The sequence below is a fragment of the Paenibacillus anaericanus genome, from assembly GCF_003994475.1.
Taxonomy (GTDB): Bacteria; Bacillota; Bacilli; order Paenibacillales; family Paenibacillaceae; genus Fontibacillus; species Fontibacillus anaericanus.
This window is the reverse complement of the sequence record NZ_RZNY01000006.1, coordinates 53273-66135: the sequence shown is the minus strand read 5'-3', so window position 1 is coordinate 66135 and position 12863 is coordinate 53273. Positions and strand designations below refer to the sequence as shown.

Sequence of the window (12863 nt, the reverse complement as noted above, 5' to 3'; positions counted from 1 at the left end):
TTTATGGATGAAAGGGGGACTTATTATGGAACCGATTGGTGAGATTATAAGTGTAACGTTGAATGAAGATAAGACAGTTGCCTACTTGCAATTCTTGAAGAAGGAAGAAAATTTCGCTTGTACAGCGGATGTGTTACGCAATTTTCTTCAGGCAAATGGTGTTAAACATGGTATTCAACAAGACATCGTAGAACGATTTGCAATTAATCCAAGCGAATACTTCTTCAGTAGGACACCGATAGCCATTGGGAGCGAACCTATGGATGGGAGAAACGGGAGTATTCGTTATGCAGTTCGAATGGATGATAACCAACATAAGCCAGCTGAAGATGACGATGGTAAAGTGGATTACAAGGATGTTACGCGATTGAACAATGTTCGCAGAGGACAGATTATCGCGGAACTAGTTCCTGCTGTTCCAGGTCGCCCTGGAATGGCAGTGACTGGAGTAGCCATTCCATGTAAAGACGGGAAACCAGCCATATTCAAACTCGGGAAAAATGTCGTATTGAATCCAGAACAGACTGCGATGTATGCAGCAATTGATGGTCTAGTGACGATGACGGATAAAGGAAAGATGAATGTTTTCCCTATTTATGAAATTAACGGTAACGTCGATTATGGCACCGGTAATATCGATTTTGTAGGTACGGTTGTTATACGAGGAAATGTTCTGACGGGATTCAAAGTTACTGCGGCAGGGGATATTCGTGTAATTGGTGGTGTAGAAGGGGCTGAGTTGTTTGCAGAGGGCTCTATTGAAATCACTGGAGGGATTATTGGCTATAACAAAGGACTTGTTAAAGCCGGACATGTTGTAAAAAGTTCTTTCATCCAAGATGGAAATGTCCAGGCTGGGGAAGATGTGATCGTCTCTCAGAGTATCATGCACTCTAATATCCGCGCTGGTAGGGATGTAATATGTAATGGTACAAAAGGTCTCATTGTTGGTGGTAGTATTCAGGCTGGTGAGAGAGTAAGTGCTAGAATCATTGGAAATCCGATGTCAACAACAACAGTTATTGAAGTTGGGGTTCTTCCGGAACTGCGTAATGAACTGCTTGATTTACGTCAGCAAGTCAAGGATCAATTGGCCAATATGGATAAAACGGAGAAGGCGCTTACACTACTGGATCAATTGGCTTCACTTGGAAGATTGACACCAGATAAAGTGGAGATGCGCTCCAAGCTCGGATCGACCAAGAAGTCGAATGTGCAGGAACTAAATGAAATGAAGGAACGCATGCTTGTCATCGAGAAGACGCTGGAGGATACCGGAAGAGCAAGAGTGGAAGCTCTTAAAATGATCTATGGTGGATCAAAAATCGTTATTGGGCGGTATACGAAATATGTTAAAGAGCCCATTTCGCATATGTCTTTCTACTATAGTGAAGGGGACATTTCTATGTCGTCTTATATCTAGAATTGGCGCCTGAAAGGAAATGGTTTTGTATTCAATTCCTATTATGAGGTGGTCTCATGAATATGAAATCCGTAGAAATGCAAATCGCGATCCCGCGCACTAGCGAAGCGGGCCGTATTCAACAGGATCAACTACAACGACCTCTAAATGAGCAGACTCTGCTGGCGGGACAGAATATAAAGGACAGTGAACTTGAACGTCGGCGGAGCGCAAATGTTGACGAGAGTGCCCATAATACGACCGTAAGGCGAGAAGGAAATGCCTCCTTCAACCAAGAGCAAGAACGAGAACAAACAGAAGAGAAACAGGAAGAGCGAGACAAGAAGCATCCTGCGGAGCATCCTTATAAAGGACGGCATATTGATTTTTCGCTTTAATCTAGGAAGTCAAAAGGTGAGGATAACATTGTCATTTGGAGATCCATGGTTCTATATAGTGCTCATTGGAATTGCTGCAGTTATTTATAGTTTTCTTCTACCAGCGCGGAACACAGCTACTGGTACAAGGAACAATGTTGCGATTGAGCTGGAGACAACGCTTGAACAGTATATGGCAGAAATAGAGAAAGAAAACAAAGAACTCATTGATCTAGTGACACAGATGAAACAAGACTTTACTACCAAACAGTTAGTAGTACAGGAGCAAGTTGCTGAATTACGAGGTCGTATGGTGGAAGTGGAGCATTCAACACATCAAAGTGAGTCCCGACTCGGGATACTCGAAACGGGTTCTCGTAATTTCACGGAGTCTGCAGGGATAATTCATTTGTCTACACAAGAGGACCAGCTTATCAATAGAATGGCAGAGATCGAGGTTGCGGCTGAAGTAGCACCAGTGATATCAGATATTCCTGATCCTGATCCAGAGGCGAAGGAGACAATCCATGACAGATATGCGGAATTGTTCGCTATGTATGAAAGTGGAAGGTCGATTGATATGATTGCTAAGTCTATCGGAATGCAGCGTGGTGAGGTTCAATTGATTTTGCAGTTGGCTAAAAGGGAGGAGTCCCGATGATCAAAAACCGACATTTTATGTTAGGCCTGGGTATTGGTTTGATTATTGGGGCGCTTCTTTTACAGATCATGATGATTGGTCAGGGGAGTTACAAGGCACTAACGACTGTCAAAGAGGTGCAACAAGCTGCAGCTGAGTTAAACCTCAAAGTAGTTGATAATAAAGTGGAATTGCTCACGGAGGACGAGTGGAGAGCGAAATATCCGGAAGATGTCCTGAGCAATGGAGACGTCGAGAAAGGATCGACTGAAGACCCTGTTCAACCGAGTTCTCCAGATTCCCCAACCACACCAGATTCTCCAGTTGAACCAAAAACTGAAACCGATTCCTCGAGTATAAAAAAAGAGGAAGAGATCCAAATTGATACTCCTAAATCCCCAGAAGTACCGGAACCGGTAGTGGTGGAATACAGAATTCGCAGTGGAGCAACGCTTGCTGGTGTTGCAAGTGGTTTGAAAAAAGCAGGAGTCATAAGTGATGAGACTGCTTTTATTAAAAAAGCCTCTGCGAAAGGAATCAATCGTAAATTGCAGGTGGGAACCTACAAGTTTACGAAGGAGGAAGATTTTAACTCTATAATTTCCAAAATTACACTTAAATCGTCAGGAAAGTAATTCGAATTACTTGAACGGACATTAAAAGCCCTAATGGGGCTTTTTTTAGTTCAACTTTGGTTGCATCGACTTCTCATATATGGTATATTAGTTCACGGTGTTATAACGCACGCAGGATGATTTCGCAATGGGTGCTCTCTATATTAGGGAGTCATAGTGAAAGATGAAAACTGCGGAGGAAGCATCAAAAAAACCAAACTATAGGAGGTGCGTGAAGATGGCTGTAATCTCCATGAAACAACTGCTTGAGGCAGGCGTACACTTCGGACACCAGACACGTCGTTGGAACCCGAAAATGGATCGTTATATCTTCACTGAAAGAAACGGAATTTATATTATTGACCTACAAAAAACGGTCAAGAAAGTTGACGAAGCTTATAACTTCGTTAAAAGTATCGCAGAAGACAATGGTACTATTCTCTTCGTGGGTACTAAGAAACAAGCTCAAGATTCAGTTAAAGATGAAGCTGAACGTGCTGGTCAATTCTACATTAACCAACGCTGGCTCGGCGGTACTTTGACTAACTTCCAAACTATTCAAAAACGTATTGATCGTTTGAAAATGTTGGAACTATGGGAAGAAGACGGCACTTTCGCAGTATTGCCGAAGAAAGAAGTTATCCTTCTTCGCAAAGAGAAAGATCGTCTTGAGAAATTCCTTGGCGGAATCAAGAACATGAAAGGTCTGCCAAGCGCCCTGTTCATTATCGATCCTCGTAAAGAGCGCATCGCGGTTGCTGAAGCTCGTAAATTGGGTATTCCAATCGTAGGTATCGTTGATACAAACTGCGATCCAGACGAAATCGACTATGTTATCCCAGGTAACGATGATGCTATTCGTGCGGTTAAATTGTTGACTGCTAAGATGGCTGATGCCGTAATCGAAGGAAACCAAGGCGAACAAACAACAGCGTAATTAAGCCTTATTATGAATAAATTAAATGAGAAAGGGTGGTTGGTAGGTGTCAAACCTCTCACTACCCTTTTTTTTAAAGGATAAAACCTGGAAATTCATACAAACTATATAGACTGACTAAAGTTTCCATGCCCCAAGGATCGACGGGGACTGTTCTCTTTAGATGATTCTATATCTAGAACATATAATTGATATGGAGGTACTTAACAATGGCAGTTGATGCAAAAGCAGTAAAAGAATTACGTGAAAGAACTGGTGCAGGTATGTTGGACTGCAAAAAGGCACTTGAAGAAACTAATAATGATATTACAAAGGCAATCGAATTTCTTCGTGAAAAAGGTCTTGGTGCCGCAGCTAACAAAGCTGGACGTATTGCTACTGAAGGTGTAGTTCAATCTTATATTCACGCTGGAGGACGTATCGGCGTTCTAGTTGAAGTTAACTGTGAAACCGACTTTGTTGCTCTGACAGATCAGTTCAAAGAATTCGCTCGCGACATTGCGATGCATATCGCTGCATCAAACCCTCGTTATGTAAGCCGTGAAGAAGTGCCTCAAGCAGATATTGAGAAGGAAAAAGAAATTCTTAAAGCACAAGCTTTGAACGAAGGCAAACCTGAGAAAATCGTTGAAAAAATGGTTGAAGGTCGCATTGGTAAATACTACGAAGAGTTCTGCTTGATGGAGCAATCTTTTATTAAAGATCCAGATAAAACAATCTCACAATTGCTTAATGAGAAAATTAGCACAATCGGTGAAAACATTTCTATCCGTCGTTTTGTTCGTTACGAACTTGGCGAAGGTCTAGAGAAAAAAGTAGATAATTTCGTAGAAGAAGTTATGTCACAAGTTAACCAATAATAAGCAACTAAGTGCTTCGTATGAATAAAACAAAAAAAGATTTCTTATAATTGAATGTTAGAAAGTTGGAACACGTTGTGTTCCTTCTTTTTTAACCTTATGATGGTTTTAAGGTGCATTCAAAGTGGAGGGTATAATTTGGAACAGCCAGTTTTTAAACGTGTTGTCTTAAAGGTCAGCGGGGAGTCGCTTTCCGGCCAGAACGGCTTTGGGATCGACGCGGATACCATTTCGTCTATCGCTCAGCAGGTGAAGGAAGTGGTAGAGCTCGGCGTCCAGGTCGCAATAGTTTGTGGCGGTGGAAACATTTGGAGAGGTATTGCGGGTAGTGCTAAGGGGATCGACCGTGCTACAGCAGATTACATGGGTATGCTCGCTACTCTCATGAACTCACTCGCATTACAAGATGCTTTAGAGCAAATTGAAGTTCCAACGCGAGTGCAAACTTCGATTGCGATGCATCAAATTGCCGAACCATATATCCGGAGACGGGCGATTCGCCACCTGGAAAAAGGGCGCGTCGTTATTTTCGCCGCAGGAACAGGTAATCCGTTCTTCTCTACCGATACGACTGCAGCACTACGTGCCGCTGAAATCGAGGCAGAAGTCATCTTGATGGCTAAGAACAAAGTAGATGGTGTGTATTCTGCTGACCCATTTGTTGATCCAACAGCTGAGAAGTATGAAGTTCTTACTTATATGGAAGTGCTGAACAAAAACCTGGGTGTCATGGACTCTACAGCTTCGTCTCTTTGTATGGACAATGACATTCCACTCATTGTATTCGCCATTACCGAACAAGGTAATATTAAACGAGTTGTTCTGGGTGAAAAAATCGGAACAATCGTTAAAGGGAGTGTAGATTGATGCCACAATCGGTTAAGAAAAATGCCGAAGAGCGCATGGACAAAGCTATTCAAGCGTTGAAGAGAGATCTTGCAAGTTTGCGTGCAGGGAGAGCAAGCGTTTCGTTGCTCGATCGTATTCAGGTTGATTATTATGGAACTCCAACTCCAATTAATCAGCTTGCAAACATCAATACACCAGATACTCGCACCTTGATGATTCAGCCATGGGATAAATCGTCCTTATCGGAAATTGAGCGGGCGATCCAGAAGTCGGATCTTGGTCTGACACCAGCAAATGATGGTACTATGATTCGTTTATCTATACCAGCATTGACGGAAGAGCGCCGGGTTGATTTAGTCAAAATGACGAAGAAGTTTGGGGAAGAGTCAAAAGTTGCTATTCGGAACATTCGTCGTGATGCTAATGATGATATCAAAAAGTTAGAGAAAAGTGATATTTCTGAAGATGAATCTCACAGATATCAAGAAGATATTCAGAAAGCGACAGACAAGTTTATTGCTGAAGTAGATAAAGTTTTGTCAGCGAAAGAAAAAGAGATTATGGAAGTTTAAGAGACATAAAGCGGCCCCTCCTAATACGGTGGGGTTTTGTCTCTTTTCATCACCGGCTGGAGGAAAAGGAATGATTAAGTTGTTTCAATCCTGGTGGAAAAAAGGGAAGAGCCCACAAATTGCTGAACTATCACCTGATAATGTTCCCGAACATGTGGCCATTATTATGGACGGTAACGGTCGTTGGGCCCGCAGACTTGGCTTGCCACGGATCGTTGGTCATCGTAATGGGATGAAAGCGGTCAAGCGGGCAACTATTGCAGCGGATGATCTGGGTGTCCGGATTTTAACCTTATATGCATTTTCTACGGAAAATTGGAAACGTCCTAAGGATGAAGTAGATTTCCTGATGTCACTTCCCCAAGAGTTTCTGGCGTTGGAACTTGAGGAATTAATTCAAAAAGGTGTTCAGGTTCGCATGATGGGACATACTGAGGATCTTCCTGAACATACCATTAAAGCGATGGAAGAAGCGATTTTCCGTACGAAAGATAATACAGGACTTATTCTAAATTTTGCTCTAAATTATGGTGGACGGCGGGAGATTACTGAGAGCTTAAAGGGTATTGCCCGAAAGATAGAAGCTGGTGAAGTAAGTTCAGTAGATATTACGGAAGATATGGTACAATCCGCTCTATTATCGGCCGAATTACCAGACCCTGATTTACTGATTCGTACCGGAGGCGAGCTTAGACTAAGTAATTTTATGCTCTGGCAAACGGCTTATAGTGAGTTGTGGTTCACGGATTTATTCTGGCCGGAATTTGGACGTGAACATCTAATAGAGGCCGTCGCCGAGTACCAGCGGCGTACACGCCGATATGGTGGGTTATCTTAGCATGATGGAAGGTGTAGAGGCTTGAAGCAAAGGTTGATTACAGGTATAATCGCGGGCGCTTTTTTTCTGGGCCTGTGTTTGATCGGGGGAATTGGGTACCACTCACTGATTATGGTCATGGCATTAATTGGATATTATGAGTTCGTACGCATGATTAAACTGCCCTCTTTGGGAGGAGCGGCGATCCTTGGATATTTGGGTGTTCTCTACTTGACTTTCCCGTGGGAAAGTCTAAGCCTTACCATGCCATTGCAACAAATGCAATTTTTATGGTTGCTGCTGTTGCTGTTTCTTGCGGTTACAGTTTTTACAAAAAACGAGATTCCCATCGGACAAATATCCCTATTATTTGCGGGTATGGTATATATTGGTGTGGGATTTTCTTATATTATCGAAACAAGAAATACGCCAGACGGGCACGGGCTTTTCTGGACATTTCTGATGTTGTCCTCTATTTGGAGCAGTGACGCCGGCGCTTATTTTACGGGACGGAGATTTGGTCGAAATAAGCTTTGGCCAGCAATTAGCCCCAACAAAACGGTGGAAGGTGCGATCGGAGGTATTCTGCTTGCTATTATTGCGGCTGTGATATTCTCATTTGCATCGGGCGGCTTACTTACAATTGGACGGGCCGTGTTATTAGGTGGCTCTGCGGCTGTTGTTGGCCAGATTGGTGATTTAGTGCAGTCTGCTTATAAACGGACTTACGGGATCAAAGATTCCGGCAAGTTGTTACCGGGGCATGGTGGTATATTGGACCGCTGTGATAGCTGGATTACGGTATTTCCGTTCGTACATATTCTAATGTTGCTTCCTTATTAGATAGAGACTGATTGGTAAATGAGGAAGTCATTAAAGATATGAGAGGTGCGTTATGAAGAAGATAGCGGTGATTGGATCCACGGGGTCGGTTGGAACTCAGACATTAGATGTCGCGTTACAGCACCCTGACCAATTTGAAATTGTTGGTCTGGCAGCTGGATCCAATATTGATCTGTTCATGGAGCAGGTAACTCGTTTTCGCCCCAAGAAGGTTTCGATTGGAAATAAAGAACTAGCCGATAAAATCAAGTCAGATCTACCTGCGGGGATAGAACTTTATTATGGCGAAGAAGGACTTGTTGAAATCGCGGCAGGTACCGATGCGGAGATCGTCGTTACTGCTATCGTTGGAAGCAGGGGATTACCGTCTACATTAGCAGCTATTTCCGAAGGGAAAACGATCGGTCTTGCTAATAAAGAGACCCTTGTCACCGCAGGTCATCTTGTGACTGAACTTGCAAGGAAGAAAGGTGTTTCCTTGATTCCGGTGGATAGTGAGCATTCTGCTATTTTCCAGTGTCTAAACGGTGAGAATATCAAAGAGGTTGAGCAGATTACTCTAACTGCTTCTGGGGGGTCTTTCAGGGATCTTACCCGCGAACAGTTGCGTGAGGTAACCGTTGAGGATGCATTAAAACATCCAAATTGGTCTATGGGCGCCAAAATAACAATAGACTCTGCCACGATGGTCAACAAAGGATTGGAAGTAATCGAAGCCCATTGGCTATTCGGACTTCCGTATGAACAGATTGAAGTTCTGTTGCATCCTGAGAGCATCATCCACTCTTTCGTTGAATATCGTGACGGAAGTGTGATTGCACAGCTAGGTACACCCGATATGCGCATTCCTATTCAGTATGCACTTTCCTATCCTAGCAGACTTAAATCAACATCCAAACGGTTATCCTTGGCGGAGGTTGGCAAGTTACATTTCCGTGAAATGGACTACGAACGCTTCCCTTGTTTAAGACTTGCTTACGAGTGTGGTAAAATAGGTGGTACAGCGCCAACAGTGTACAATGCAGCTAATGAGATTGCTGTTGCTCGTTTCTTGAACCGAGAGATTCCATTTTTGCAGATTGAAAATGTCATTGAAAGTGTACTTTCTAAACATGTTTCCGTGTCTAATCCTGATCTGGAAACGATTCAATTTACTGACCAGTGGGCCAGAGAAATCGCTGCATCATTGTAAAATTTTGTCGCTGCAAAGAAAAGTTCCACGCCGGTATTCTCTTGTGTCAGATCGGAGAATAATGATAATCTATAAGAACGTTGGACGATCTGTGGCCAAAAGGAGGATGCTTTCGATTGGAATTGCTGAGAATTATATTTTTGACAGTACTCATGTTCTTCGTCATTGTGACGGTGCATGAATGGGGGCATTATTACTTTGCCAAACGGGCAGGTATTCTGGTGCGGGAATTTGCGATTGGTTTTGGACCTAAGATATTTTCTTATAAACGAAATGAAACGCAGTTTACGCTTCGACTGCTGCCATTTGGTGGATATGCCCGTATGGCTGGAGAAGATCCAGAACTCGTTGCGATTCAGAACGGACAAACCGTTTCGCTTCGATTGGAAGAAGGAAAAGTCCGGAAGTTCTATCTAGACCGCCTGGATAGTCGTAAGAATGTCATTCGTGGCGAAATACTAGATTTTGACTTGGTCGATAATCTACATGTGAAGTTGGATGTGGATGGAGAGAGCATTACGTATCCTGTTCATCCACAGGCTATGCTCGTAGCTAAAGGTAAGGAAACGCAAATTGCACCAAGAGACAGACAATATGGCAGTAAAACGGTTGGACAACGATTCATATCCATTCTTGCAGGACCAGTAATGAATTTTATTCTTGCATTTGTCTTGTTTGCCCTGCACATACAAATGGCAGGAATTGCTCTTGATAAACCTAGCCATTTACAAATTGGCGAAGTGATGAAGGGAATGCCGGCTGCTGAGGCAGGCGTGCAGCAAGGCGATATTATCGAGAAAATTAACGGAAAACCTGTGGGTACAGATGCGGCCGGAATGATTGAATTAATCACTGAATCCAAGGATAAAGAAATGATCTGGACAGTGAAGCGCGATGATCAAACGTTGTCGTTTTCTATCATCCCTCGTGCCGTAGAAGATCAAGGAACTGCCAAAGTAGGTAGTACTATTATAACGTTTTTCCCAACTCGTAGTGCCTCATTGGGTGAGACATTCACCTTTGCAGGGAAAGACATGGTCAACACGACCAAGCTTATTTTCCAAGGGTTTGGGCAGCTTATTAATCAATTCTCGATGGATGATTTAGGAGGCCCTGTTCGTACTTTCGAAGTTACTGGTCAAATTGCTAAGCAGGGGATAGCTCAACTTACTTATTGGGCAGCTATTCTAAGCTTATACTTGGGGATTTTCAACTTGTTCCCAATACCAGCTTTGGACGGAAGTAGACTCGTATTCTTAGGTGTCGAGGCTGTACGCGGCAAACCGATTGATCCAAACCGTGAGGGTATGGTGCATTTCATTGGGTTCGCGATGTTATTTTTGCTGATGATTGCCGTAACATATAATGATATACTACGATTATTTAACGGATAATATTGTGTTTTTTACGGGAGGACAAGAGTACTAATGGCAAATGAGGATAAACAATTCGTAACAGAGATTACCCCGCAAGGAGAAGATTTCTCGCGTTGGTATATCGATGTGATTAAAAAAGCAGATTTAATGGATTATTCACCAGTTCGGGGTTGTATCGTTTTTAAACCGGACGGTTATGAAATTTGGGAACATATTCAACAAGAGCTAGATCGTCGTTTCAAAGAAACAGGACATCGTAATGCCTACTTCCCGCTACTTATTCCAGAAAGTTTCTTCCAGAAAGAGAAGGAGCATGTGGAAGGTTTTAATCCTGAGCTTCCTTTTGTTACAGAAGCTGCTGGAGAGAAGTTGGAGGAACGCCTTGCCATTAGACCGACTTCGGAAACGATGTTTGGTCATATGTACTCCAAATGGATTCAATCTTACAGAGATTTGCCGATGCTGATTAATCAGTGGGCAAACGTGGTCCGTTGGGAGAAACGCACATTGCCATTCTTGCGGACAAGTGAGTTCCTATGGCAGGAAGGTCATACGGCGCATGAGAACGAACAAGAAGCACGTGAAGAAACGATGCGGATGCTGGAGATCTATCGTGATTTCGTAGAGAATTATCTAGCGATTCCAGTTATCGTTGGACAGAAGACGCCTTCGGAGAGATTTGCGGGAGCAGTCGACACTTATTCTATCGAAGCTATGATGAAAGATGGTCGTGCTGTACAAGCAGGAACTTCTCATTATCTGGGCACTAAATTTGCTGAGGCGTTCGATATTCAATATCTGAACCGTGATAATGTACAAGAATATGCTCATACAACATCATGGGGAGTGAGCACGCGCCTAATTGGTTCGCTTATTATGGTTCATGGCGATGATCGTGGACTTGTGCTTCCACCAAAGGTGGCTCCTAAGCAAGTAATGATTATTCCGATTGGACCTCCAAAGACTCGGGATGCAGTCGTTGGACGTAGTGATGAATTGTTCGCTGAGCTTAAGAAAGCGGGAATTCGCGTAGGAATCGATGACCGTTCTGACGTTCGTCCGGGCTGGAAGTTTAACGAATATGAAATGCGTGGAGTACCGATTCGTTTAGAACTGGGACCTCGTGATATGGAGAATGGTGTCTGCGTACTGGTATCCAGAGTGAGCGGCGAGAAGAAGATCGTTCAACAAGATCAGTTGGTAGAAGAAGTTCAGGCTATGCTAGATCAGGTGCATAACGAAATGTTCGAACGTGCGAAAGCATTCCGGGAAGATCATTTCTATTCTGTAGATACACTTGAAGAAATGAAAGCTAGCATTGAAGAGAAACGTGGATTTACGCTAGCTGGCTGGTGTGGTTCTGATGCTTGTGAGCGTCACGTGAAGGATGAGACAGGCGCAACGAGCCGTAACATTCCGTTTGAACCGGCAGTTAAGAAAAGTACTTGTCTTGTTTGTGGAGAAAGTGCTACGGATACCGTTGTTTTTGCCAGAGCCTATTAGTAACAACCTCTATTAATGACTGTTTTTGAGTCTTGGTATGTTGGACGCAAGAGCAAGCGAATATGATACAAGGAGGGCTTCCGGCAGTGAGTTGTCGATGGGTATTAACGCCTGTCGGCCATCTGTCGGAAGCTTTTTTAAGTGAACTGTGAATTAGTCGCGCTACGCAAACCGTTTGATCCTTCGATCGCTGTTGTAGTTGGATTGTCTTTATTTTATAACACCCTATAGGTTACAATCCAACTACAAAGGCGAACGGAGCGAATGCTTCCGAAGTAACTTTCCAATAGAAAGCTTTTAGCTTCTCCAGATTCAAACGGTCCTGCTTCACTATCTATTCACCTAACAATAAAAAAGTGGTAATGGAAATTATTGCGCCCTTGCATGCCTGCGGCCGCTATAATAAAATCTAGACCTAACTCACCAGATGTAAGTTTTGTAGATGTAAGTACAGTAATATAGAGCAGGTCGTATAATGGACTTATATGAATTTCCCTTGCGGCACGGATTGCTGCAAGTAATTTAAAATTAAGGCTCAAGCCCCTAATCATTGTTTGACGCAGTTAGACATCGGTCTAAGGGAATTAGAAGCCCTTATTTTGAGTTTGGAGGGTCAAAAAAAATTCTAACGGAACTGAAAGATCTTATTTCTTCCAAATGATGCTCTAACGCATGAATAATGATGAATAACGTCTGCAGGTTCCGTTACAATCCAGACTAGTGGAATAAACCGCAAATAAGGTCACTGAGTTCCGTTACAGACTCTCAGCCATTCCAACAGCAAATGTGGCTGGAACGCCATTTCGCAATCATTTCGACTAATAGTCAATCGCTAGTTTTGGTTTTCAAGCCACAATTAATAAAGCGAAGTCAAGTTTAGG

The 12863-nt window shown here is 43.1% G+C and carries 13 protein-coding genes; all 13 read left to right on the top strand.

Going from position 1 to position 12863, the window contains the following annotated elements; translation table 11 throughout:
• Positions 1 to 25: 25 nt before the first annotated feature.
• The 13 genes from EJP82_RS09220 (at position 26) to proS (ending at position 11982) form a co-directional block, all read left to right on the top strand.
• Positions 26 to 1423: a flagellar assembly protein A gene (locus EJP82_RS09220; protein ID WP_127191762.1), complete on the top strand. Its 1398-nt coding sequence runs from the start codon at positions 26 to 28 to the stop codon at positions 1421 to 1423.
• A gap of 56 nt (positions 1424 to 1479) precedes the next feature.
• On the top strand, positions 1480 to 1800 hold the full coding sequence (locus EJP82_RS09215; RefSeq protein WP_127191761.1) for a hypothetical protein: 321 nt from the start codon (positions 1480 to 1482) through the stop codon (positions 1798 to 1800).
• Between the two features lie 16 nt (positions 1801 to 1816).
• A complete protein-coding gene (locus EJP82_RS09210; RefSeq protein ID WP_246054024.1) occupies positions 1817 to 2440 on the top strand; it encodes a hypothetical protein in 624 nt (207 codons plus the stop codon).
• Positions 2437 to 3054 carry an endolytic transglycosylase MltG gene (locus EJP82_RS09205; RefSeq protein ID WP_127191760.1) on the top strand — a complete coding sequence of 206 codons (618 nt, stop codon included), beginning with the start codon at positions 2437 to 2439 and terminating at the stop codon, positions 3052 to 3054. Before EJP82_RS09210 ends, EJP82_RS09205 begins: the two co-directional genes overlap by 4 nt.
• A 217-nt stretch (positions 3055 to 3271) precedes the next feature.
• Positions 3272 to 3970 carry a 30S ribosomal protein S2 gene (gene rpsB / locus EJP82_RS09200; RefSeq protein ID WP_127191759.1) on the top strand — a complete coding sequence of 233 codons (699 nt, stop codon included), beginning with the start codon at positions 3272 to 3274 and terminating at the stop codon, positions 3968 to 3970.
• Between the two features lie 209 nt (positions 3971 to 4179).
• Complete coding sequence (gene tsf / locus EJP82_RS09195; RefSeq protein ID WP_127191758.1) at positions 4180 to 4830, top strand: translation elongation factor Ts; 651 nt, start codon at positions 4180 to 4182, stop codon at positions 4828 to 4830.
• 138 nt (positions 4831 to 4968) lie between these two features.
• Entirely contained in the window at positions 4969 to 5697 is a 729-nt protein-coding gene (pyrH, locus tag EJP82_RS09190; protein ID WP_127191757.1) for a UMP kinase, read from the top strand.
• On the top strand, positions 5697 to 6251 hold the full coding sequence (gene frr / locus EJP82_RS09185) for a ribosome recycling factor (protein WP_127191756.1): 555 nt from the start codon (positions 5697 to 5699) through the stop codon (positions 6249 to 6251). The genes pyrH and frr overlap by 1 nt, the downstream gene beginning before the upstream one ends.
• Positions 6252 to 6321: 70 nt before the next feature.
• Positions 6322 to 7089 carry an undecaprenyl pyrophosphate synthase gene (locus EJP82_RS09180; protein WP_127191755.1) on the top strand — a complete coding sequence of 256 codons (768 nt, stop codon included), beginning with the start codon at positions 6322 to 6324 and terminating at the stop codon, positions 7087 to 7089.
• Between the two features lie 21 nt (positions 7090 to 7110).
• A complete protein-coding gene (locus EJP82_RS09175) occupies positions 7111 to 7911 on the top strand; it encodes a phosphatidate cytidylyltransferase (RefSeq protein ID WP_127191754.1) in 801 nt (266 codons plus the stop codon).
• A gap of 52 nt (positions 7912 to 7963) precedes the next feature.
• Positions 7964 to 9103 carry a 1-deoxy-D-xylulose-5-phosphate reductoisomerase gene (locus tag EJP82_RS09170; RefSeq protein ID WP_127191753.1) on the top strand — a complete coding sequence of 380 codons (1140 nt, stop codon included), beginning with the start codon at positions 7964 to 7966 and terminating at the stop codon, positions 9101 to 9103.
• 116 nt (positions 9104 to 9219) lie between these two features.
• The gene (rseP, locus tag EJP82_RS09165) at positions 9220 to 10497 is read left to right on the top strand and encodes an RIP metalloprotease RseP (protein ID WP_127191752.1); all 1278 of its coding nucleotides are present in this window, start codon (positions 9220 to 9222) and stop codon (positions 10495 to 10497) included.
• Positions 10498 to 10530: 33 nt separating this feature from the next.
• Positions 10531 to 11982 (top strand): proline--tRNA ligase, encoded by a 1452-nt coding sequence (proS, locus tag EJP82_RS09160; RefSeq protein WP_127191751.1) that lies wholly within the window; start codon positions 10531 to 10533, stop codon positions 11980 to 11982.
• Positions 11983 to 12863 lie beyond the last annotated feature (881 nt).

What these genes read in the sequence shown, in the direction of transcription:
- EJP82_RS09220 (WP_127191762.1), top strand. Translation starts at nt 26, where the DNA reads ATGGAACCGATTGGTGAGATTATAAGTGTAACGTTGAATGAAGATAAG.
- EJP82_RS09215 (WP_127191761.1), top strand. Translation starts at nt 1,480, where the DNA reads ATGAATATGAAATCCGTAGAAATGCAAATCGCGATCCCGCGCACTAGC.
- EJP82_RS09205 (WP_127191760.1), top strand. Translation starts at nt 2,437, where the DNA reads ATGATCAAAAACCGACATTTTATGTTAGGCCTGGGTATTGGTTTGATT.
- rpsB (WP_127191759.1), top strand. Translation starts at nt 3,272, where the DNA reads ATGGCTGTAATCTCCATGAAACAACTGCTTGAGGCAGGCGTACACTTC.
- tsf (WP_127191758.1), top strand. Translation starts at nt 4,180, where the DNA reads ATGGCAGTTGATGCAAAAGCAGTAAAAGAATTACGTGAAAGAACTGGT.
- frr (WP_127191756.1), top strand. Translation starts at nt 5,697, where the DNA reads ATGCCACAATCGGTTAAGAAAAATGCCGAAGAGCGCATGGACAAAGCT.
- EJP82_RS09180 (WP_127191755.1), top strand. Translation starts at nt 6,322, where the DNA reads ATGATTAAGTTGTTTCAATCCTGGTGGAAAAAAGGGAAGAGCCCACAA.
- EJP82_RS09170 (WP_127191753.1), top strand. Translation starts at nt 7,964, where the DNA reads ATGAAGAAGATAGCGGTGATTGGATCCACGGGGTCGGTTGGAACTCAG.
- proS (WP_127191751.1), top strand. Translation starts at nt 10,531, where the DNA reads ATGGCAAATGAGGATAAACAATTCGTAACAGAGATTACCCCGCAAGGA.